The sequence below is a fragment of the Paraburkholderia sp. SECH2 genome (assembly GCF_030464795.1).
Lineage (GTDB): Bacteria > Pseudomonadota > Gammaproteobacteria > Burkholderiales > Burkholderiaceae > Paraburkholderia > Paraburkholderia aspalathi.
The window spans coordinates 166,043-189,211 of the sequence record NZ_JALPRH010000014.1 but is presented as its reverse complement, the minus strand read 5'-3'; the positions used below and the strand labels follow the sequence as shown (position 1 = coordinate 189,211).

The window sequence follows — 23,169 nt, the reverse complement described above, 5'->3', positions numbered from 1 at the left end:
TACCAGACCGCTTACGCGGCCTGCGTCGCGGTCTGACTGACCAATCCTTCCGCCACCATCGCCTCACGTACCTTCGGCCGCGCTGCCACGCGGGCCAGATACGCGTTGAGGTGCGGATACGGGCCTAGATCCACCGACAGCATCCGCGCCCAGCTCAACACCGTGAATGCGTAAGCATCGGCGACAGAGTATTGTCTCGTGAGATAGTCGCGTGACGTGAGTACACCCTCGAGTTCGTTAAAACGTGTAGCGAGTTTCTCGCGGCATTCGAGCTTCGTTGATTCGGCTGTCTCCTGATGCCAGAGCCATGGGCTGAATGTCTTATGCAATTCCGTGCTGATATAGGTGAGCCATGCGACCGCTTCGAACCGTTGCGGCGTTCCAGCGGGCGGTAGCAGCGCGCGCTCCGGCGCAAGATCGGCGATGTATTGCAACAGCGCAGCGCCCTCGGTATGGCGCGAGCCGTCGTCGAATTCGACGAGTGGCACATAGCCGCGCGGCGAGATCGCGTAGTAGTCGTCGCCATTGGCGAGCTTGTGCGTTTGCAAATTGACCTTGATGGTGTCGAAGTCGAGTCCGGCTTCGCGCAATGCAATGTGAACGGCCAGCGAGCAGGCGCCCGGTGAGTAATAGAGTTTCATGGTGTCACCGCTATAAACGAGAGTGAAGTCCCGGCAGGTGCCGGTGGCAAGGCTCGTCGGCCGACAAGTCGATGTGGTAAAAGTAGCCCGGATCGCGTTCAGAATAAACAGGCGGCTTGCCAAACCATGCGTGCAAAAACGCAATACGAACTGACTTCGGCGGATACCCAGACCATTCTTGCGCTGGTGCGCGCCGGCACGCTGGCCGAGGCCGCGCAGCGTCTGGGGATCGATGCCTCGACGATTTTTCGCTCGGTGCAGCGGATCGAACGCGGGCTCGGGCAGCGTCTGTTCGAGCGTTCGCGCAGCGGTTATCGCGCGACGCCGCTCGGTGCGCAACTGGCGCGTCACGCCGAGCGGATCGAAAGCGAGCTGGCGGCCGCGCGCTCGACCGTGCAGGCGAGCAGTGACCGCGTCAGCGGCGCGGTTCACGTGACGACCACCGATACCGTGCTCTACGGTCTCCTGCTGCCCGCGCTGCATGATTTCGCGGCGCTGCATCCGGCGCTGTCGTTCGAATTGACTGCCACCAATAGTCTCGCGAGCCTGACCAAACGCGACGCTGATATTGCCGTGCGCGCTACGCGCCGCGCGCCGGATCATCTGGTCGGCAAGCATGTAGGCCCGCTGCGTATCGCCGTGTTTGCCGCGAAGGCGAGCGGTATCCGGGCGAGCGACGCCGATGCGTTGTCGCGCTGCGATTGGGCGGCGCCGGACAGTTCGCTCGGCGATCATCCTTCGGTTCTGTGGCGCAAGCGCCATTGTCCGACGGTCGAGCCACGCTACAAGACCAACAGCGTGATGGCGGTGTTCGAACTGGTGGTGCGCGGTTTCGGCGTCGGCATCTTTCCCACCTTCCTCGCGCGTGATCGCGACGATCTTGTGCAACTGACCCCACCGCTCGACGAAGCCGAATCGCAGGTCTGGGTGCTGGCGCATCCGGAGTCGCGTCATCTGCCGCATGTCGCGGCGGTCTACACGCATCTGTCGCAGCGGCTCGGCAGCGATTTCGCAGCCGGCGACGGCGCGGTCTGACGTGCATCACACAGCGTGCCGCCTTGCGTGAGCGCGACACGAAGTTGCACCTTTAAGCGCCCGTTGAGCGGTTCGCCAAACGAGCCGGGCAAAGGGGCGCCCACAGGGCCGCCTACAGGGCTGCAATTCGAAGCCTGTACAATCCCGCCCTCGCGGCTGTTGCGCTGCACCACACTGGCCGCACGAGTTTGAATCGCATTTTTGGCGCGGCAATCATGCTCGCCCGGATTCGGCTCCGTCTTATTCAATACCGTAGAGGAACACCCGTAATGAAGATGAATTGGCGAAACATGGCTGCGCTCGCGCTGTTCGCGACGGCAACGGTAGCGGCAGGGTCCGCGTCGGCAGCGGATATCAAGGAAGTGCGCTTCGGCGTCGAGGCGTCGTATGCGCCGTTCGAATCAAAGTCGCCGTCGGGCGAGTTGCAAGGTTTCGATATCGACATCGGCAATGCTGTGTGCGCAAAGCTGAAGGCGAAATGCGTGTGGGTCGAGAATTCGTTCGACGGCCTGATTCCGGCGCTTGAAGCGCGCAAGTTCAACGCGATCAACTCGGACATGACGATCACGGAACAGCGCCGCCAGGCCATCGACTTCACCGATCCGATCTACACGATCCCGAATCAGATGATCGCGAAGAAGGGCAGCGGTCTGCTGCCTACGCCGGCCTCGCTCAAGGGTAAGCACGTCGGCGTGCTGCAAGGCACGATTCAGGAAACGTATGCGAAGGCGCGCTGGGCCCCGGCGGGCGTCGACGTCGTGCCGTATCAGACGCAGGACCAGATCTACGCCGACCTCGCATCGGGGCGTCTCGACGCTGCGTTCCAGGACGCGGAAGCGGCTTCGAAGGGCTTTCTGAAGAAGCCGCAAGGCGCAGGCTTCGACTTCGCCGGCCCGGCCGTCAGCGATGAGAAGCTGCTCGGAGCGGGTGTGGGCTTTGGCCTGCGCAAGGGCGACAAGGCGTTGAAGGACGCGGTGAATCAGGCGCTCAAGGAACTGAAGGCCGACGGCACGATCGACCGCTTCGCCGCGAAGTACTTCGACGTGAAGGTCGTGTTGAAGTAAGGCGTTGGGTATTTTGCCTGAATGGTTTTGCTTGAATGGTTTTGTTTGCAGCAACCGGCCGCTTGATGCGGCCGGTTGTCTTTTGAGGTTGTCAGCGAACGTTCGCTTCAGGCTGATCGAGATAGTCGAACACCACTTCACCGAGTCCTAGCGTCAGATCGGCAATCAGATGCCGTGCCTCGACGATTTCGAGCACCGGCAATTCCGCGACCGGCGCCAGAGCATGGTGTGCCAGTTCGAGCGAAGCGGGACCCGTCCATGCACCTTTGAGGGTGATGTCTTGCAGGTAGTAGCGCACCAGTTCGCAAATGCGCGGTGTGCCGTCCACGTGCGGAATGATTTTCAGCAGGAAGTTCGGCGTCTCCAGACGCTTCTGTTGCTGCGCGAGATCCAGTTGCCGATGCTTGTAGCCCATCGTGCCGGTGGCGATGCGCACGGGGCCGTAATCGAGCGTGCCGAGGAGTGTGTCGGTATGGACTTCCAGCACCGGCGAGGCGAGCTTCTTCGGAAAGCCCCACAATTCGCGGCCGCCGGCGATCGGCGGATGATCGTCCAGATACATCGCCAGCGTGTAACCACCTGCCACGCCGTTGTACGACACCGGGATCACCTGACCGCTTTCCGTGTAGTCGCCGAAGCCGGTCGAATCCGGCATGCGAATGAATTCGTAATGGACGAGCGGCTCGCCGATCTGCAGCGGTTCGGGCACCACGGCGCGCAGTTTGTCCGGATCGGTGCGGTAAGTGATGATCAGAAATTCCCGGTCGACGAAACGATACGGACCCATCGGAAACGCCGGGCTCGTGATCGGCATCGCGAAGGCATTTGACAGCACGCTTTTGACGTCCATGATTTTCCTTGGTGGTTAAAGGCTGTGGTGGAACGCTTTTGCACTGCACAAGAGTATCGTCGATTCTTTCCTTCTCTTCAGCCAGACTGGTTGCCAATTATTTCGAGATATTGCGGCGCTGACATGTCCGGGCGCATCGGCCTGCGCTAAAATCGGCAGGCACACCGCACGCGCAAAGGGTCTCGGGGCCTGGATGGGCGCGATTGGTGCAGCAAAAACCAAAATACAGCAGGAAGCGCCCGGGCGGCGCTTAGCGGGGGACCAGAATGACCACCATCGCAATCGAGAATCCCAGCCATACGGGGGCTGCGGACGATGCGCAACTGAATGCCAGCTTCGCGCGCCAGCCGATTCTGAATCGGGACGGCATGCTATGCGGCTATGAGATCAAGGTGCGCGCGCCGGAGTTGCCGGTGGGCGCCGACTCCGAAGCGGGCGCAGCATCGCCTGGCGATCCGGCTGCGGATGCGTTGCCGGGCCGCGCGCCCGATCCGGCGCAACTCGTCGCGCGAGCCGTGATTCGCGGTTTGATGCAGGGCAATGTGCGCGGTGCGCTCACCGGGCATCCCGCTTACGTCGACGTAAGCCGCGAGATGCTGTTCGACGATTCGATCCAGCATCTGCCCACTGACCGCTTCATGTTCGAATTGTCGCCGTCGATCCTGGTCGACGATGCGCTGATTGAGCGCATCGTTCAATTGCACGGCCGGCGCTATCGCTTCGTACTCGACGAAGTGACGCAGCCCGATGAAACGTTTGCGAAGCTGCTGCCCTACGCGGAAGTCGTCAAGATCGATTTCACACGGGCGTCGAAAGCGCTGTTGCCCAAATTGACGAGCGTGCTCAAGTCCGCGGGCAAGCTGCTGATCGCGCTGGGTGTCGATGCACAGAGCGATTTCGAAGAGGCGCATGGTCTCGGTTTCGACCGCTTCCAGGGCTACTTCTTCGCGCGTGCGCAGACCTCGACGACGCGGCGTGTCAGCGCGCCGCGGCATGCATTGCTGAATCTGCTGCAACTGCTGTCGGGCGACCCGACCGTCGCGCAACTCGAAGCCGAACTCAAGCTGAATCCGGTGCTGGTCATGCATCTGATGAAGCTCGCGAATTCGAGCGGCTTGGCTGTCGGCCACAAGGTCACGACGCTGCGCGAAGCGATCAATGCGACCGGCACGAACCGGATTGCGCGCTGGACGCAATTGCTGTTGTACGCGGACGGCCGCAAGGTTGCGCTAGAGGACGATCCCCTGCTGCAACTCGCGGCGACGCGGGCGCGCTTCATGGAACTGGCGATCGAGCGTTTGCCCGAAGCGGGGCGTGACGAAGCCGATGCGGCGTTTCTGACTGGCGTGTTTTCGTTTGTCGATGCGGTGTTCGGCGGCTCGCTCGAAAGCACGCTGAATGTGCTGACGCTATCGCGGCCGATTCAGGCGGGGATTCTGCATCGGCAAGGCGTGTTGGGGTTGTTGCTGACCGCGGTCGAAGAGCTTGAGCGCGGGGCGTGGGATGAACTCGATGCCTTGTGCGCGCGCTTGCAGCCGTTGACGGTGGAAGAGATCGCGCTGCTGGGGTTGGCGGCGGGGGCGTGGGCCGGCGTTGCGGATCGGAGTGCGGAGGGGTTGGAGCGGATTGAGGATTGAGGGGTGAGGTTTGAATCAAAGGCCGGCATGCTGCGCATGTCGGCCTTTGCACATCTGCGATTCTCGATTTAGGGCAAACACAAAACCGGTGAGAGTGAAGCACTGTGGTCAACGATCACGCCACGTCTTCACATCATCTCCATTGCCTGCATCTGCCCCAGGCCAAAAAAACGTCCTAACTCCTTGGCTAACTCATTCAACGCGCTCATTTCCTTCTGGGATATTCGGCGTGGCTCCTGCGTATGAGACCAGTCGCCATATAGCAGCGCCACCGTCTGATCGGTGTCGTCGACTACCGGGAGCAGCACGAAGGCGCGGGCATCGTCGAACGAACGGCGGAACCACTCCGGTAGCCGCGCGACCATCTTCGGGTCACGTGCGTTCTCGATGAAAATGCCGACCGAGTTCGCGATCGCGAGATGAAACACGTCGGGTTCGAAGGCGGTGTTGAACGACAGCTTCGGCAGCGCCGCGTCGATCTTCGGACCGAGCCCGAGGCGCGCCTTGAAGGTGCCGTTGCTGTGCTTGACGAACACCACCGTACGCGCAAAGCCGAGCGCCGCCAGCACGGTTTCCGCGGCCAGCGCGAGGGCCGGCGCGAGCGCGCTGCCGTCGGGCAGGCCGCGCAGATCGCCCACCCCTGCCGCGATACGCGCTTCCGGATTGAGTGCCTCACGCGCGATCGCGTCCGCATTGGCGCGCAGTTCCACAATCTCGCGCATCACGCCGTCGCCACCTTCTTCGCGGGCGAGCGCGATGCTCATTCCATGCAGCACGTCCGGATCGGTATTCAGTGCGTGGCTGTATTCCTGCGCCAGTTCGGCGATGCGCTCTTCGCGCTCCCAGTCCGGCATGTTCTGCTGGGTGAGCACGTCGGCGACCGCCGTCGAATAGTTGGTGATGGCGCGCAGCCACTGCACCTGGCGCGGTTGCTCGACGTCCAGCGGATCGAACTCGCCCATGCCGGAGCGGATCATGTCCGGCAGGCGCCAGCGGACCGCGGCTTCGGCGCCGATTTCGTCGAACGTGACGCCGAGCACCAGCACGCAGGCATCGGCTTCGAGAGCGCCGTCGTCGATATGGCGGCGGATTTGATCCCACTCGGCGTCGAGGTAGAACACCACCAGCAGCTTGCCGATCTGCCGCATCAGCGTGCAGACCACGGCTTCCTCGCCGGCGCGCAGATCGCCGCGCTCAGTGAGCTTGCGGGCGACGCAGCCTGACAGCAGCGTGCGGTTCAATTCGAGTTTCGCATCGATACGGCGCGGCGCGCTGTGATGAAAGTGATCGACGATTTTCAGGCCGACCACCAGATGGCCGACTGCGTCCATGCCGAGCACCATCAGTGCGCGCGACACGGTGGTGATGTTGCCGCCAAACGCCATATACATGGCCGAGTTGGCCAGCCGCAGCACTTTTTGCGTCAACGCGAAATCCGACAACACGACCTGCACGAGGCCGGTGAAGTCGAGGTCGTCGTTGTTCATCGCCGCCATGGTGGTGCGCAACGACTGCGACAGCATGGGGAAATCGCCGCGCTCGCTCATTCGCGTCCAGAGCCGGTCGAGCACCGCCGCCTTTACCATGTGAGTCCCGCCAAAGCCATACATGTTCCAATGAGTGCCACACCGGCACGAGGCCGGCATCTTCCGCAGCGCACGAAGTTTGCCCGCGTCATTATGCGGTGTGCAAATGAAGCGTGCGCGCTTCGAAACGTTGTGCAAGTTCGTCGGAGGGCAACGCCTTGCAGACGAGCCATCCCTGAATGTGGTCGCATCCCATCTCGGTGAGCAGGCTGCGTTGCGCTTCCGTCTCGACGCCCTCGGCAACCAGCTCGAGATCGAGCGTTTGTGCAAGCCCGACGACCGCGCTAACGATTGCCTGATCGTTCCGGGAGGTTAGCAGATTCTCGACAAAACTCCGGTCGATCTTGAGCTTGGCCAGAGGGAATCGTTGCAGGTAAGCCAGACTCGAATAGCCGGTGCCGAAATCGTCGACGGCAAAGCGGATGCCCATCGCCGTCAATTCTTCCAGCAAACCCTTGGCATGCGCCGGGTCGTGCATCAACAGGCTTTCGGTGATCTCGAACACGAGGCGGCGCGGATCGATGCCCGTCAATTCGATCGCTTCGCGCACGCTGTCCTTGAAACGTGGATCGCGGAACTGCTGCGGCGACACGTTGACGGCGACGTATTGCAACGAGATGCCCCGCGCGTCCCACTGGATCAGCTGCATGCAGGCAACCTTCAACACCCAGTTGCCGAGGAAGTTGATCAGGCCGATCGATTCCGCGAGCGGAATGAACATCGAAGGAGGCACGAGGCCGTGCACGGGATGCGACCAGCGGATCAACGCTTCGACGCCGACCACGCCGTGCGTGCGACTGCTCGTGATCGGCTGGAAGTGCAGCGAGAACTCGCCATTGCGCACGCCGTCGTAGAGATCGGCCTCCAGCTTCAGGCGCTCGGCGTCGGCGGGGTTGTCGTCCGGTACGTAGAAGGCGAGGGTGTTGCCGCCGGCCGCCTTCGCCTGCAGCAAGGCGTGATCGGCCCAGCGCAGCAGGTGAGTGTCGTGGGCGGCGTCGTCGTTCGCGTGGCGCACATCGGGGTAGAGCGCAATGCCGATGCTCGCTGACAAGTGCACCTGTTGGCCGTTGAAAACGTACGGTTGCTGGATCGCGGTCAGCAGGCGGCGCGCCAGCGCTTCGGCCGCGGCGGCGGCGTCGGTGCGGCTCGCGGCAGGCTTCACGAGGATCGCGAACTCGTCGCTGGCGACACGCGCCACCGTCTCGTTCGGGCTCGTCATGTTCAATAGACGCCGCGCCGTGTCGCGCAACATCTCGTCGCCGGCATCGTAGCCGAGCGCGCGGTTCACGCGCTGATAGTCGTCGAGGTCGAGCAGCAGTAGTGCGGCCGGTGTGCCGTGGGCGTCGGCCTGCTGCTGCGCGTCGAGTAGCGCGGGGATCAGCGCCGGCTGATTGGCCAGGTTGGTCAGGCGGTCCAGATGCAGCGCCTGGGTCAGGCGTTCCTCGGTGGCGCGCCAGGCGGATACGTCGAAGCCGGCGATCGCATAGCCTTCGACGCCGTCATGCAGGCTGCGTACCACGCGCAGTTCGACGGTGATCGGGTAGGTCAGTGACTTGATAAGTCCGAGCGTGGCCTTTTCGACGTTGCCCGTGGCGGTGGCGCGCGTCAGCAGCGCATCGAGGCGCGGCACGTCGGCGGGCGCCACGAGATCGTGCAGCGTGATGGTCTCGAGATACTCGCGGTGATAACCGATGAAGCGCAGGCTCGCGTCTGAAACATAAAGGAAGCGCAGGCTCTCATCGATGTGCGCCAGCAGGTCGACGGCGCCGACCACCTGTTCCAGTTGCGCAGCGCGGCTGACGCCGGCTTGCGGTTTGCCGGGGGCATGCCGGCCGAACGCACGAAACCGGTCGATGACCGTGCGCAAGGAGCCCCGGCGGGGCGCGGTGATCCTGTTCGCTTCCATGTTTGTCGCTGGCAACCTGTGTTCGTCTGCAGGCGGGGCGGCATACTGCCCGCCGTATTCGGGCGGTTGAGAGGTATCAGGCCGCCCCATCAGAACAAGATAACGACCCCCGGCGGAAAATCTTTAGCGCCTGCTGCAAAAAACAAATGGTAAGGAAGTGACGGCGTGGCCCGGCGGCGGTGCGAGGATGATTCAGTTAAAGTGGACTGGCTTCGTTTCCGTTAATACGTCAAACCTGCTGTGCAGCGCCGGCGATGACGACGCTGCGTAGCTTTCCGAACACTTGCACCGATGATCCATGTCTGAACGTCACTTTGTCAGGGCCACCCCCCGGCACATCGAGGTGATCGAACAAGGTGCCGACGACGCCGACCCGGCATCCTCGGCACAGTTCGTTTATCTGGGACGCCAGCCGATTCTCGATCGCGACGGCGCGCTCAATGCTTACGAATTATTGTTTCGATCCGGCGCGCATAACTATGCCGAGGTCAGCGACGACGCCCAGGCGACGGCGCAGGTCGTGGCTCGCGCGATCGGCGGAATCGGCGTGGCGGCCGTGCTGGGCCAGCACCGCGGCTTCGTCAATATCGACCGTGCGCTGCTTTTTAACGACATCGTCCATCTGATGCCGCCCGAGCGCTTCGTGCTCGAGATTCTCGAAACCGTCAAGTTCGATGCGCACCTGGCCCGCCGGCTGACCGAATTGCGCCGCGCCGGCTTTCAGGTGGCGCTCGACGACGTCAGCGAACTGTCGGACGAGCTGCTCGCCGCGCTGCCGCACGCCGACATCGTCAAGATCGACTTCCTGCTGACCGAGCGGTCCGCACTGGCCAAACTGGCGTCGACCGTCCGCAGCCATGGCAAAACACTGATCGCCGAGAAGGTCGAGACGCGCGAAGACTTTTTGCTGGCTCGCGACCTTGGCTTCGACCTGTTCCAGGGCTACTTCTTCGCGCGGCCGCAGGTGCTGGCCGCGCCGCGCAATCGCTCGCCGCGCCCCGGTTTGCTGCGTTTGCTGGCGCTGTTGTCGCGCGATGCCGGGATTGTGGAGCTCGAAGCGGAGCTCAAGCAGAACCCGAGCGTGGTGGTGCAGCTGCTGCGTCTCGTCAATTCGAGCGCATTCGGGCTGGGGCGCAATATTGCCTCGCTGCGTGAGGCCATCATCGCCACCGGCACGCGGCAGATTGCGCGCTGGGCGCAACTGCTGTTGTATGCGGACAGCGGCGATCTGCCGTGGCGCGCCGATCCGCTGGTGCAGCTGGCCGGCACGCGCTCGCGCTTCATGGAATTGGCCGCGGGCTGTCTGCGCCCGTCCGATGACGATTTCGCCGACGCCGCCTTCATGACCGGCATTTTCTCTCTGGTCCACGTGGTGCTTGGCAGCACGCCGGCGGCTGTGCTCGAGAAGCTCGGCCTTGCCCCGCAGATTCGCGAAGCGATCGTCACGCGTGGCGGCGCGCTCGGCACCTTGTTGCGGATTGCCGAAGCGGCCGGCGAGGGCGCCGATGCCGCGCTGATCGCAGCCGGACCCGACGCGCCGCCCGGCTTCGCGGCGCTGACGCCCGAGGTGCTGGCGGAGCTGAACCTGTCCGCAGCGGCATGGTTCGGCGCGCATATCGAAGAAGCCGCCTGATGCATCCTGCGAGCAGTTTCCGACGTACCTTGTCAGTACGTGTTTCAATAGCGTATTGAGGTTGCCGAGGTTCGGCTGAACGCCGTGACTTTGGCTTATTGCACTGACTGCGTGCATTAACGTTCCGAGGAGACTGCAGATGAAGAGAAAACTCATTCCGATGACGCTGGCGGCTGTCTTGTCGGTGGGATTCGCGATGCATTCGCTGACGGCTTCAGCCACGCTCAAACCGGGCGATGTCGCGCCGCCGTTTACCGCGGATGCTTCGCTGGGCGGCAAGACCTACACGTATTCTCTGGCCGACGAATTGAAGAAGGGGCCGGTGGTGCTGTATTTCTATCCGGCGGCCTTCACGAAGGGCTGCACGATCGAAGCCCACGAGTTTGCCGAAGCGGTTGACGAGTACAAGAAATATGGCGCGACGGTGATTGGCGTATCGCACGACAACATCGACACCTTGACGAAGTTTTCGGTGAGCGAATGCCGCAGCAAATTCCCGGTGGCGGCTGATGCCGATTCGAAGGTGATCGGCGCCTATGATGCCGGCATGCCGATGCATAGTTCGATGGCCAATCGTGTGTCGTACGTGATTGCGCCGGACGGCAAGATTATTTACGAGTACACGAGCCTGTCGCCGGAGAAGCACGTCGAGAACACGCTGAAGGCGGTGAAGGATTGGGCGGCTGCGCATAAGCAGCCATAACGGGCGGGTTTTGCGCGGCGGCGCGTTTTTCGCAATGGTTTTTTGCCATGAGGATCGGGCGTTGCTCGTGCTAGCCTGAGTTTTTTTGCCGGGTGAGTTTGCGATGCCGATTCTCGTAGCACTCATTGCGCTGATCGCGCTGGTATATGGCGCTGTGCGGGCGTTTTATGCCTTGCAGGCGGCTTTTGGGTTGGGTGTTGCTGTTGGGGTTGCTGTTTTTGTTGGGTTGCTTTTGATTGCTGCGGTTGGTTATTGGTGGCGGCGGCGGAAGGAGGTCGCTCCTAATGTTCGTGATGGTGATTGGACTCACGAACTTAATGGCACCTGGGGGTCGGTGCGGCTTGCTGCTGGTAAACGGTTTTGTGAGGTTCGCCTTGGCGGCGAGCTGGGGGCCTATATTTTTGCTGATCTGCTTGGGGCTGAGGTGCAACGCCATGATGCTCTATGGCAGGTCGCTTTGATGGTCAAAGACCCTAAGCATCAGGTTTGGGTTTTGCCCATGCTGGGCGAGCGGCAGGCTAAGCAGTGGAGGAGGATTTTTTTGCTTGCTGTTGGGCAGAGGCTTTAAGGGTCTTTTTTGCCTTTTGCGGCGGCATTTGGCCGTGTTCCTGGGGCTTTGGCCTTTCCTTGAATTGTTAGTGGTCTATTAGTGTTGCCCCTGTGCGGGGCGGCACTTACTTTCTTTGCCGCCGCAAAGAAAGATAAGCAAAGAAAGCGGCTAGAAGCCCCTGCTAAGTGGGCACCGTGGTCTGCTACCGGTAGTGGTGCGACTGGAATCTGTGTTCGTGCCGCTGCTTAGGCTTGTGACAAGGGCGTCATACTTCCGGCGGCGCTGCGCGCGCCGAAGAGTACTTCTTAAAACCGCCCGCTACGTTTTAGCTCATACGTATCCACACGTTTGTGCTTTTGCGTTTGTGCCCTTGCGCCCAAGAGCCGTTTATAAAACCGATCGCTGCGTTTTGGCGCCCGCGTCTCGCCACCGGGCCGTGGCTCGTCATCGCACCGCCATATCATTTGAGGCGGGGTTCCCGGAAGAGTGCAGGGCGCGTCGCCGAGGCGAAGCCGATGGCCCTGCTGCGCAAAACCGAAGCCCATGGTTTCCCATGCAGACCCGTCCGCGACGCACGCAGTGCGGAGTGGGAGCTGACGAATCCTTTGTCACTAGCGTGGAATGTGAGAGAACACGGATTCCAGTCGCACCACTACCCGTAGCAGACCACGGTGCCCACTTAGCAGGGGCTTCTAGCCGCTTTCTTTGCTTATCTTTCTTTGCGGCGGCAAAGAAAGTAAGTGCCGCCCCGCACAGGGGCAACGCTAATAGACCACTAACAATGCAAGGAAAGGCACCAAGGCCAGAGCCACGAACAACAAGCGCCGCGAAGGCAAAAAACCTCAAGACGCTGCCACTCCAGCCCGCCGCCCCTTGCGGCCCTCCCACCGAACCCGAATCCGATCCATATAAAGATAAACCACGGGAGTGGTATACAAAGTCAGCATCTGACTAACAATCAACCCACCCACAATAGCAATCCCCAGCGGAGCCCGAAGCTCCGCCCCTTCACCACTTCCAAAAGCCAGCGGCAACGCCCCAAGCAGCGCGGCACAGGTAGTCATCATGATCGGCCGGAACCGCAACATACAAGCCTGATAAATCGCATCCTGCGACGACAACCCCTGCCGGGAGGCTTCAATAGCAAAATCCACCATCATGATCGCGTTCTTCTTCACGATGCCGATCAGCAAGATCACCCCGATCAACGCAATGATGCTGAACTCAGTCTTGAACAGCAGCAAAGCCAGCAACGCCCCCACGCCCGCGGAGGGCAGGGTCGACAAAATCGTCAGCGGGTGGATATAGCTCTCGTACAACATCCCCAGCACGATATACACCGCCGCCAATGCGGCCAGAATCAGGATCGGCTGGTCGGACATCGACTGCTGGAACGCCTGGGCCGTGCCCTGGAAGCTGCCGTGGATCGTCCCCGGCATGCCGATCTGCGCCATCGTGTCGTAGATCGCCTGCGTCGCCGTCGATAAGGACACGCCCGGCGGCAGATTGAACGAAATCGTCGAGGCCACGAACTGGCTCTGGTGATTCACCGACAACGGCGTATTCCCCGGCCCGAAGCTCGCGATCGCCGACAACGGCACCATCGTTTCCTTCGAGGTCGATACGGCCGCGCCCGATGAAGCACTCGACTTGCCGCTCGCCGCAATCGAATTGATCGCCTGGTTGCGCGCGGAGTCGGCAGCGATGCTCGCCACGCTCGATGCCGTCGTGCCGGCTGTGCCGCCAGTCGTTGCGCTCGTGCTCGCTGTAGTCGTTGTCTGCGCGGTCACCGTGCCCGCCGGCGCGTTAGTGGTCTGCGCGCCGCTCGCGCTGCCGCCCGAAGTGCTGACGTAAATCTGTTTCAGCATGTCGGGACTCTGCCAGTACTTCGGCGCCACTTCCATCACGACGTGATACTGGTTCAACGGGTTGTAAATCGTCGAGACCTGGCGCTGGCCGAACGCGTCGTACAAGGTGTTGTCGATCTGCGCCGGCTTGATGCCAAGGCGCGAGGCAGTCGCGCGGTCGATCGTCACCATCGCCTCGAGGCCGCCTTGCTGCTGGTCGGAATTCACGTCGGCGAGTTCGGGGCGCGCCTGCAGCGCCTCAGTGAGCTTCGGTCCCCACAGATACAGGTCAGGCGTCGAATCGGCCAGCAGCGTGAACTGATACTGCGCGTTCGATTGTCGGCCGCCAACGCGAATGTCCTGCACCGCTTGCAGGAAAGTCCGCGCGCCGGCCACGTCGCCGAGCGGGGCGCGCAGTTGCTGGATCACCTGGTCGGCGGAGAGCTTGCGCTCGCTCTTCGGCTTCAGCGAAACGAACATGAAACCGGAGTTGGTCTGCCGGCCGCCGGTGAAACCCGCCACGCTGTCCACCGCAGGGTTCTTGCCGACGATTTCCATCATTTCCGAGAACTTGCCTTTCATCGCCTGGAACGACGTGCTCTGGTCGGCCTGGATGCCGCCGACCAGCCGGCCCGTGTCCTGCTGCGGAAAGAAGCCCTTCGGCACGATGATGTACAGCCAGATGTTCAGTCCGATGGTCGCGAGCAGAATCATCACGATCAGGCGCGGATGCCGCAGCGCCCAGCCAAGGGTGCGCTCATAACCGCGATGCATCGACATGAAGCCGCGTTCGAGCCAGAGGCCGAAACGTCCTTCTTCCTTTTTCTCGTGCGGCTCGCGCAGCAGGCGCGAACACATCATTGGCGTCAAGGTGAGCGAGACGATCAGCGACACGCCAATCGCGAGCGACAGCGTCAGCGCGAACTCGCGGAACAGCCGCCCGACAATGCCGCCCATGAGCAGAATCGGCAGGAACACGGCGACCAGCGAGATACTGATCGACAGCACCGTGAAGCCGACTTCGCGCGCGCCGAGGAAGGCGGCCTTCATGCGCGGCACGCCGTTCTCGATATGCCGCGAGATGTTCTCCAGCACCACGATCGCATCGTCGACCACGAAGCCGGTCGCGATCGTCAACGCCATCAGCGAGAGGTTGTCGATCGAAAAGCCCAGCATATACATCGCGCCGAACGTGCCGATGATCGAGATCGGCACGGCCACGCTCGGAATCAGCGTGGCGCGCCAGTTGCGCAGGAACAGGAACACCACCATCACCACCAGCGCCACCGCGATCATCAGCGTGCGCTCGGTGTCTTTCAGCGACGCGCGGATCGTCGTGGAGCGGTCGGCGGCCGGCGCGATGTCGACGTCGGCGGGCAGCGACGCGTGCAATTGCGGCAGCATACCCATCACGCGGTCGATGGTGTCGATGATGTTCGCGCCGGGCTGGCGGTACAGGATCACCAGCACCGAACGCTTGCCGTTGAAGAGGCCGAGGTTGCGCAGGTCTTCGACCGAGTCGACCACCTCCGCGACGTCGGACAGTTTCACCGCCGCGCCGTTACGGTACGCGATGACAAGATCCTTATACTGCGACGCCTTGCTCGCCTGGTCGTTGGTGTAGATCTGCACGCGGTTCGGGCCGAATTCGATCGAGCCTTTCGGGCTGTTCGCATTGGCTGCGGCGAGCGCCGCACGCACGTCTTCGAGACCGATGCCGTAGTGGGAGAGGGCATTCGGTTCGAGTTCGACACGCACAGCCGGATTCGCTGAACCGCTCACATCCACTTCGCCAACGCCGTCCACTTGCGAGAGCGACTGCTGCAACACGGTGGCTGCCGAGTCGTACAACTGACCGGCGGTCAGCGTCTTCGAGGTGAGCGCGAGAATCAGGATCGGCGCGTCGGCCGGATTCACCTTGTGGTACGTCGGGTTGCTGCGCAAGCTCGCCGGCAGATCGGCGCGCGCGGCGTTGATGGCCGCTTGCACGTCGCGCGCGGCGCCGTCGATGTCGCGGTTCAGTCCGAACTGCAGCGTAATGCGCGTCGAGCCGACCGAGCTCTGCGAGGTCATTTCGGTGACGTCGGCGATCGAGCCGAGATGCCGTTCGAGTGGACTCGCGACGCTGGTCGCGACCGTGTCCGGGCTCGCGCCCGGCAGCGTCGCCTGCACCGAAATGGTCGGGAAATCGACCTGCGGCAGCGGCGCGACCGGCAGCTTGGTGAACGCGAAAATACCGGACAGCGCGATGCCGATCGCCAGCAGCGTGGTGGCGACCGGGCGGGAAATAAACGGACGCGACAGGTTCATCGCTTAAGTCCCTGCATCGGTGGCGGGCGGCACAGGCTTGCCGCGATTGAAGCGTTCACGTGCGCGGCGGGCGAGTGAGTCGAAACCGAGATAGATCACCGGCGTGGTGAACAGCGTGAGCAACTGGCTGACGATCAAACCGCCGGCAATCGCGATACCGAGCGGGCGGCGCAACTCCGAGCCGGCGCCGGTGCCGAGCATTAGCGGCAGGGCGCCGAGCAGGGCGGCGAGCGTCGTCATCAGGATCGGCCGGAAGCGCAGCAGACACGCCTGATAGATGGCTTCGCGCGGCGGCTTGCCTTCCTCACGCTCGGCGTAGAGCGCGAAGTCGATCATCATGATGGCGTTCTTCTTCACGATACCGATCAGCAGCACGATACCGATAATGCCGATGATGTCGAGATCGTGCCCGGTGATCAGCAGCGCGAGCAGCGCGCCGACGCCGGCCGACGGCAGCGTCGACAGAATCGTGATCGGGTGGATGAAGCTCTCATACAGCACGCCGAGCACGATATACATCGTGACGATTGCCGCCAGAATCAGGAACAGTTCGTTCGACAGCGACGCCTGGAACGCCAGTGCCGCACCCTGGAAGCGCGTCTGGAACGACGCCGGCAGCCCGACCTCCTTCTCCGCCTGATCGATCGCTTTCACGGCCGCGCCGAGCGACGAGCCGGGCGCGAGGTTGAACGACACGGTGGTGGCCGGGAACTGACTTAAGTGCGTAACGAGCAGCGGCGCCGGTTTCTCGATGAACTTCGCGATCGACGACAGCGGCACCTGGCCGCCCGACGAAGTGGAAGAGGGCAGATAGATCGATTTCAGCGACTCGGTGTAGTGCTGCATCTGCGGCTGCGCTTCCAGAATCACGCGGTACTGGTTCGATTGCGTGAAGATGGTCGAGATGATGCGCTGGCCGAATGCGTCATACAGTGCGCTATCCACGGTAGCCGGCGTGATGCCGTAACGCGACGCCGTGGCGCGGTCGATTTCGATGTACACCGACTGGCCGTTGTCCTGCAGATCGGTGGCCACGTCCGCCAGTTCCGGCGACTGCTTCAGCCGGTCGACCAGCTTCGGCACCCACGTGGTGAATTCGCTGATGTTCGGGTCGGTCAGCATGAACTGATACTGCGTCGGGCTGACCGTGGAATCGATCGTCAGATCCTGCACCGGCTGCATGTACAGCGAGGCGCCCGGAATATGCGCGACGTCCTGCTGCAACTGGCGGATCACTTCGCTCGCGGTGTTGCTGCGGTCGTCGCGCGGCTTCAGGTTGATCAGCATGCGGCCGCTGTTCAGCGTGATGTTGCTGCCGTCCACGCCGATGAACGAGGTGAGACTCTCCACGTCCGGGTTCTTCAGGATCTGCGCGGCGAGTTGCTGCTGGCGCTCAGCCATCGACGCATACGACACCGACTGCGGCGCCTGCGTGATCGCCTGGATCACGCCAGTGTCCTGCACCGGGAAGAAGCCCTTCGGAATGTACACGTACAGCACACCGGTCAGCACCAGCGTAAGCACCGCGACGAACAGGGTGGAGCGTTGCCGGTTCAGCACCCAGGTGAGCGCGACTGCGTAGCGGGCGATCACCCAGTCGATCGCTTTATGAGCCTTCGCTTCGAAACGGTGGCTTTCATGCGGTGGCGAGTGGCGCAGAAGCTTCGCGCACATCATCGGCACGAGCGTGAGGGAGACGATTGCCGAAATCACGATCGTCACGGCCAGCGTGATCGCGAATTCATGGAACAGGCGTCCCACCACGTCGCCCATGAAGAGCAGCGGAATCAGCACGGCGATCAGCGAAACCGTCAACGAAATGATCGTGAAGCCGATCTGCTTCGAGCCCTTCAGTGCGGCTTCCAGCGGCGATTCGCCTTCTTCGACATAGCGCGCGATGTTCTCGATCATCACGATCGCATCGTCCACCACGAAGCCGGTCGCAATGGTCAATGCCATCAGCGACAGGTTATCCAGCGAGAAACCGCACAGGTACATCACCGCGAGCGTGCCGATCAGCGAGAGCGGCACCGACAGACTCGGAATGATGGTCGCGTAGACGTTCGCGAGGAATAGATACATCACCAGCACCACCAGCACGACCGACATCAGCAGTTCGAACTGCACGTCGCGCACCGAAGCGCGGATCGTGGTGGTGCGGTCGGTGACGATCTCGACGTTGAGCGCGGCGGGCAGCGATTGTTGCAGTTGCGGCAGCAGTGCCTTGATGCTGTCGACCACCTGGATCACGTTCGCGCCCGGCTGGCGCTGCACGTTCAGGATGATCGCCGGCGTGTTGTTGACCCATGCGCCGAGCTTGGTGTTCTCCGCGCCCTGCACGATGTTCGCGACGTCCGTCAGCATGACCGGGCGGCCGCCCTTGTACGCGACCACGGCGCTCTTGTAGGCGTCGGCGTCGGTCAGCTGATCGTTCGCGTTGATCGTGTAGTTGCGCGTCGGGCCGTCGAAGTTGCCCTTCGGCGTGTTGACGTTCAGGTTCGAAATCGTGGTGCGCAAGTCGTCCAGATTCAGACCGTACGCGGCGAGCGCGCGCGGGTTCGCCTGAATCCGCACGGCCGGGCGTTGACCGCCGGACAGGCTCACCAGACCCACCCCCGCGACCTGCGAGATTTTCTGCGCGAGACGCGTGTCGGCCAGGTCCTGCACCTGCGTGAGCGGCATCGTCTTCGAGGTGATCGCGAGCGTGATGATCGGCGCGTCGGCAGGATTGACCTTCGCGTAGATCGGCGGCGCGGGCAGGTCGGACGGCAGCAGGTTGCCCGCGGCGTTGATCGCCGCCTGGACTTCCTGCTCGGCGATGTCGAGCGGCAGATCGAGGCTGAACTGCAGCGTGATGATCGACGAGCCGGCCGAGCTTTGCGACGACATCTGATTCAACGACGGCATCTGCCCGAACTGGCGTTCGAGCGGCGCGGTGACCGACGAGGTCATCACGTCCGGGCTCGCGCCCGGATAGAAGGTCTGCACCTGGATCGTCGGATAGTCGACCTCGGGCAGCGCGGAGAGCGGCAGAAAGCGCAGCGCGACGAGACCGACCAGCATGATCGCCGCCATCAGCAGCGCGGTGCCGACGGGGCGCAGAATAAAGGCGCGGGATGGATTCATGCGATAGTTGCCGTGCCTTTATTCCGAGGCTTGCGCCGCGTGTTTGCGATGATGTCCATGCGCGCCGGATGCGCCCGAAGCGGCAGCCGCACCGCTTGCACCGCTTGCACCACGCGCGCCCGAAGCGCCGCGCGGCTTGTCGGCCGGAATCGTGATTTTCGCGCCTTCCTTCAGCCGGTCCGAACCGTCGATCACGACGCGCTCGCCGATCTGCAGGCCGGATTTGATGCTGGTGCGTTCGCCGTCCACTGGACCGATCTTGACCGGACGCACGGTCACCGTGTTGTCCGGCTTCACGACATACACGAACTGACCCATCGAGCCGTTCAGCACGGCCGGCGTCGGCACAATCACGGCGTCCTTGATCGTGTCCACGAGCAGGCGCGTATTCACGAACTGATTCGGGAACAGCACGTTCTTCTCGTTCTGGAAAACTGCGCGCAGTTTGACCGTGCCGGTCGTGGTGTCGATCTGGTTATCCAGGGTTTCGAGCGAGCCGCCTTCGAGCGAGGTGGTGTTGCTGCGGTCGTACGCGGTGACCGAGAGCTTCGCGCCCGTTTGGGTCTGCTGGAGGATTTGCTGCAGGTTGTCTTCGGAGGTCGTGAAGATCACGCTGATCGGCTGCAACTGCGTAATCACGACGATGCCGTTGGTCAGGCTCGGCGTCACGTAGTTGCCCGGATCGACCTGGCGCAAACCGACGCGCCCTGACACCGGCGCCGTGATGCGCGCATAGACGAGGTCGAGCCTGAAGGTATCGATGTTCGCCTGATCGGACTTCACCGTGCCTTCATACTGCCGCACGAGCGAGGCCTGCGTATCGACCTGCTGGCTGGCGATCGAGTCTTGCGAGAGCAGCGTCTGATAACGCTTCAGGTCGAGGCGGGCGGTTTGCAGCAACGCCTGGTCGCGCGCGAGGGTGCCTTGCGCGTTCTCCAGCGAGATCTGATAGGGACGCGGGTCGATCTGCGCGAGCACGTCGCCCTTCTTGACCATTTGACCTTCCTTGAAAAACACGTCCTGCAGCACGCCGCTCAACTGCGGCAGCACGGTGACGTTGGCGAGCGGCGTGACCGTGCCGAGCGCGGTCAGCACGACCGGCATCTCACCCTGGGTGGCGGTTGCCACGTGAACCGGCTGTGGCATGTTGGCGAGGCCGCCGCCACGGCCCCCGCGGCCGCCGCCGCTCGCGCCGCTTGCACCGGCAGCTCCGCTCGCGCCGCCGCCGGGCCCGCCCCACGGATGCCAGCGCCACAACACGATCCCGAGGATGACCAGCGCCGCAACGATCAGCGCGATGTTGCGCCCGCGATGGCTTTTTGCTGCGACCGGTGTGTTGCCGGGACCGCCGACAGGCTTCCCGCTGGTGGACGGTTGCGAACCGGGTTGAGAAGCCGGGGCGGCAGGGCGTGAAGTTTCCGAATGCTTTTGTTGTTCGTCCATCGGTTCGGTCTGGTGGCTGGCTTTGATGTGAGCCGCTCGTGCGCTTGTACCGCTTCAAGAGTTCAGCGGACCGGCACGCAGGCGGCATGGCAGGCGGTTTCGACAGCGGACGCGCCGCAAATGTTCAGCGCGATGCTACCCGAGGCGCGGGACAAAGATGTTAACGCATTGCGCCATCATGACAGGTCGGCGGGACGTTATCGAAGGGCAATAGCGGCAAGCCGGGCAAGCGCCCGCGACGGGAATGCGTGATCCTACGTCGCGGGCTCTGTAACAGTCCACCCGTGTATTTTTCTTTTGATTACGAAGGTTACAGTACGAGCGGAGGGTGGCAAGGCAATGTAATGGCCGGCGAGTGCCCACGCGTTTCAATTGTCGAGGCGGCGCCCGGGTGTGCCGCCGATCTCGAGAACGATCTTGCTGATGCATTCGAGCAGGGCCGGCGCCGCGCGCGAGATCAGCCAGTCGCGTGGGCACTGGTCTGCGGCGCCGCCGCAATTGACGGCATAGCGCTCGCCCGAGGGGCCGATGAATCCTGACGCGATGGCGTTCAGGCCGTCGTACCATTCGCCCGTGGCGATCGCGAAGCCTTGCTCCGCGGTTTCCCGTAGTGCGCTTGTCAGGCGGTTGCTGACATGGCCCCAGTCGTCGCCTTCGGCGGCCTGCAGGCCGGTCAGCAATTTTTCCCGCTCCGGTTCGGCAAGCGCCGACAGATAGGCGCGGCCGACTGCCGTGCGGCTGAGGTTCATGCGCGAGCCGATTTCGAGGCGCGATACCAGCACCGCCGAACGTGGCCGAATCGCATCGATCACCACCATGTCGAGGCGGTCGCGTACGGCCAGATGCACGGACAACGCGGTGCGTTCGGCGAGTTCGATAAGGAAGGGGCGCGCCCGGGCCCGGATGTCGAAGTTGCGCAAAAAGCCGTTGCTCAACTCCAATACCGACGAAGTCAGGACGAATCGCTCGCTGTCGGGCAGGCGGAACAGGAACCCTGCGCCGACGAGCGTGGCGGTAATGCGCGAGACGGTGGGCTTTGGAATGCCGGTCAGCTCGGTCAACTCGCGGTTGCTGAGCGGCGCATCGGCCGCGGCGATCGAGCGCAGCACGGTCAAACCACGTGCCAGCGCGGTGACTTCCTCGCCCGGGCCGTCTTTGTCTTTGGCTGGGCCTGCGGCAGTTCGGGAGGACGTGGGTCGGGTCATATCGTTTTTCTGGAACTATATTTCAATATTCTGTTCGTTTGCCTGTCAGCAACCGTTCCGCAAAGATGCGGCAGAAGCCCCAAAATGGGGCATGAATTCCATTTTTCATCAGAAGATTCATTGTATCGGAATATTTTGCCGAGACGAATGAGGCCTCTTTAGATTTTGCTTGACTTAGTCAGCATAACCATAAAAAATGGAATCTCATTTCGAAAGACGGTTTCAGGTTCTGCATTTTGAAATTCTGAACCAACCGTGGTCCGCGGAGTGTCTGGTCGAGTACCTCTAACAGTCTCCCGTAGCAGTCCACGCAGTGTCTGTCTCGAGTCCGGCGTTCAATATCGCGCGCCCGCCCAACTTTCGAATACCGTCTCTCAGGTTCTAGCACGGCCCTCGGAATGGCTAGAACTTTTTAAGGCGTCACGGAAACGTGACGCCTTTTTTTTCGTCCATGGGTGCACAACAAAATCTGCGGCATTCCTAAAACGCCCCTTTGTGTGCAACAAATACAGTTCTTCAGTAGCGATGCGGAGGGGGCGGCCGGCGGTGCGGAGGCGGCCGATGATGATGGCGCCTGGGTGGTGGCAGAATCGGGAGCTTCGCCGTTAGCGCGAGCAGGTTGAGGCAGGTGTCTTTTACTGAGCAGGCGTTCGGCGTGCATACGAAGACCACCTGTCGTGCCGACGGTTCCCGTGCAGCGGCTCTGGCCTTTGAAGTTGTGCGGGTTCGATACTGGCTGGCTGTGGTACGTCATGCTGCCGCGTCTGCTCGAAGCGAATGCGAGAAAACGGGTTGCTCCGCGGCCAACTTCCGCTTGTTGGCAGTCTGCGGGAACACGTACCAACTGCCGTCATCATGCTTGAAGAAGAACAGCATGTGCGTTCCCGATTGCGACGCGCTTTCGACGCACACGTATCGTCGGCCACCCAATCTGGTGCGGCTGAAAGCGGTCACACGAACTGGCGTTGCGGGCGTCGGCGCGAGCCATTTCTCTACCTGACAACGCAGGGATTGCCCATTCGTGCTCTTCATGTCTCCCTCCAGCAAGTCTGAAGGCCACCAAGGTTAGATAGAACGCAGACCACCGACGCCAGCGCCGGCCTGACATTGGGCCGTCGCTGGCGTTAGCGATAGGCGTTATTGTCCGATTTGCCGGCTCACGTGGTTTTCCTGCTGGTTCAACGCGTAGTCTTCGCGCCTGGTAATGTGGCTGCCGTTCTGGCTCGCCATGTCGCGCTCTTCCTGGCGAATCTGATGGTCATCGCGATGCAGTCTCGCCGCCTCGGCGTGGGACATCTCACCCTCTCGTACTTCCTGGTGAATGCGACGGTCCTGATTCGCGAGGCGATCATTGACCTCGGCACGGCGTGGGTGCGATGCATCCCAGTTCGTTTGCGCCGACGCGGTGCCCACGAATGACAGGGCGAGTGCCGCCGCAGCGGCGATTTTGTAGGCAGCGTTGTGCATGGTCGTCTCCGATTCAGTTGAAGGGACGGCTTCTAGCCGTTCAACTGCTTAACGTTTTGGACGACCACGATGCTGACCGCGCAGTTGTGAGTTCTGAAACCGAATATTTCGTGACGACTGGGCTGCGGGAAATCATGCGAACGCAGGGAGATGTTTCAATCTACAC

Annotated in this window: 16 protein-coding genes; 6 read left to right on the top strand and 10 right to left on the bottom strand. The window is 62.2% G+C overall.

Annotation, left to right across the window (positions count from 1 at the left end):
- Nucleotides 1–11: 11 nt before the first annotated feature.
- Nucleotides 12–641 (bottom strand): glutathione transferase GstA, encoded by a 630-nt coding sequence (gene gstA / locus M0D66_RS22945; protein WP_266211664.1) that lies wholly within the window; start codon nucleotides 639–641, stop codon nucleotides 12–14.
- 126 nt (nucleotides 642–767) lie between these two features.
- On the opposite strand from gstA, the gene M0D66_RS22940 reads away from it, so the two are divergent.
- Nucleotides 768–1,676, top strand: a complete 909-nt coding sequence (locus tag M0D66_RS22940; protein WP_200661343.1) for a LysR family transcriptional regulator — start codon at nucleotides 768–770, stop codon at nucleotides 1,674–1,676.
- 269 nt (nucleotides 1,677–1,945) lie between these two features.
- Nucleotides 1,946–2,740, top strand: coding sequence for an ABC transporter substrate-binding protein (locus tag M0D66_RS22935; protein ID WP_211701793.1), 795 nt, complete (start codon nucleotides 1,946–1,948; stop codon nucleotides 2,738–2,740).
- Between the two features lie 91 nt (nucleotides 2,741–2,831).
- Here M0D66_RS22935 and M0D66_RS22930 read toward each other — a convergent pair whose 3' ends face one another.
- A complete protein-coding gene (locus M0D66_RS22930; RefSeq protein ID WP_266211663.1) occupies nucleotides 2,832–3,590 on the bottom strand; it encodes an acetoacetate decarboxylase in 759 nt (252 codons plus the stop codon).
- A 266-nt stretch (nucleotides 3,591–3,856) separates the two neighbouring features.
- Here M0D66_RS22930 and M0D66_RS22925 point away from each other — a divergent pair, with 266 nt between their 5' ends.
- Nucleotides 3,857–5,227, top strand: a complete 1,371-nt coding sequence (locus tag M0D66_RS22925) for an EAL and HDOD domain-containing protein (protein ID WP_266211662.1) — start codon at nucleotides 3,857–3,859, stop codon at nucleotides 5,225–5,227.
- Between the two features lie 128 nt (nucleotides 5,228–5,355).
- On the opposite strand, the gene M0D66_RS22920 is transcribed toward M0D66_RS22925, so the two are convergent.
- Together M0D66_RS22920 and M0D66_RS22915 are read right to left on the bottom strand one after the other, a co-directional pair.
- On the bottom strand, nucleotides 5,356–6,813 hold the full coding sequence (locus tag M0D66_RS22920) for an HDOD domain-containing protein (protein ID WP_200621523.1): 1,458 nt from the start codon (nucleotides 6,811–6,813) through the stop codon (nucleotides 5,356–5,358).
- Nucleotides 6,814–6,904: 91 nt separating this feature from the next.
- Entirely contained in the window at nucleotides 6,905–8,719 is a 1,815-nt protein-coding gene (locus M0D66_RS22915; protein ID WP_054043040.1) for a bifunctional diguanylate cyclase/phosphodiesterase, read from the bottom strand.
- A 298-nt stretch (nucleotides 8,720–9,017) separates the two neighbouring features.
- Between M0D66_RS22915 and M0D66_RS22910 the strand changes: the two genes are divergently transcribed.
- The 3 genes from M0D66_RS22910 (at nucleotide 9,018) to M0D66_RS22900 (ending at nucleotide 11,623) form a co-directional block, all read left to right on the top strand.
- On the top strand, nucleotides 9,018–10,352 hold the full coding sequence (locus tag M0D66_RS22910) for an EAL and HDOD domain-containing protein (protein ID WP_200621521.1): 1,335 nt from the start codon (nucleotides 9,018–9,020) through the stop codon (nucleotides 10,350–10,352).
- Nucleotides 10,353–10,491: 139 nt separating this feature from the next.
- On the top strand, nucleotides 10,492–11,055 hold the full coding sequence (locus tag M0D66_RS22905; protein WP_175053312.1) for a peroxiredoxin: 564 nt from the start codon (nucleotides 10,492–10,494) through the stop codon (nucleotides 11,053–11,055).
- 103 nt (nucleotides 11,056–11,158) lie between these two features.
- Nucleotides 11,159–11,623 carry a hypothetical protein gene (locus tag M0D66_RS22900; RefSeq protein WP_266211661.1) on the top strand — a complete coding sequence of 155 codons (465 nt, stop codon included), beginning with the start codon at nucleotides 11,159–11,161 and terminating at the stop codon, nucleotides 11,621–11,623.
- An 824-nt stretch (nucleotides 11,624–12,447) separates the two neighbouring features.
- On the opposite strand, the gene M0D66_RS22895 is transcribed toward M0D66_RS22900, so the two are convergent.
- The 6 genes from M0D66_RS22895 to M0D66_RS22870 all read right to left on the bottom strand — a co-directional run bounded on the left by M0D66_RS22895 (nucleotide 12,448) and on the right by M0D66_RS22870 (nucleotide 23,003).
- Entirely contained in the window at nucleotides 12,448–15,762 is a 3,315-nt protein-coding gene (locus M0D66_RS22895; protein ID WP_266211660.1) for an efflux RND transporter permease subunit, read from the bottom strand.
- Nucleotides 15,763–15,765: 3 nt separating this feature from the next.
- Nucleotides 15,766–18,888 carry an MdtB/MuxB family multidrug efflux RND transporter permease subunit gene (locus M0D66_RS22890; protein WP_266211659.1) on the bottom strand — a complete coding sequence of 1,041 codons (3,123 nt, stop codon included), beginning with the start codon at nucleotides 18,886–18,888 and terminating at the stop codon, nucleotides 15,766–15,768.
- Nucleotides 18,889–18,906: 18 nt separating this feature from the next.
- Nucleotides 18,907–20,331, bottom strand: coding sequence for an MdtA/MuxA family multidrug efflux RND transporter periplasmic adaptor subunit (locus M0D66_RS22885; protein WP_256456359.1), 1,425 nt, complete (start codon nucleotides 20,329–20,331; stop codon nucleotides 18,907–18,909).
- A gap of 368 nt (nucleotides 20,332–20,699) precedes the next feature.
- Nucleotides 20,700–21,536 (bottom strand): IclR family transcriptional regulator, encoded by an 837-nt coding sequence (locus tag M0D66_RS22880; RefSeq protein WP_093632298.1) that lies wholly within the window; start codon nucleotides 21,534–21,536, stop codon nucleotides 20,700–20,702.
- Between the two features lie 750 nt (nucleotides 21,537–22,286).
- Complete coding sequence (locus M0D66_RS22875) at nucleotides 22,287–22,568, bottom strand: hypothetical protein (protein WP_093632300.1); 282 nt, start codon at nucleotides 22,566–22,568, stop codon at nucleotides 22,287–22,289.
- A 105-nt stretch (nucleotides 22,569–22,673) separates the two neighbouring features.
- Nucleotides 22,674–23,003 (bottom strand): hypothetical protein, encoded by a 330-nt coding sequence (locus M0D66_RS22870; protein WP_200569948.1) that lies wholly within the window; start codon nucleotides 23,001–23,003, stop codon nucleotides 22,674–22,676.
- Nucleotides 23,004–23,169: the final 166 nt, after the last annotated feature.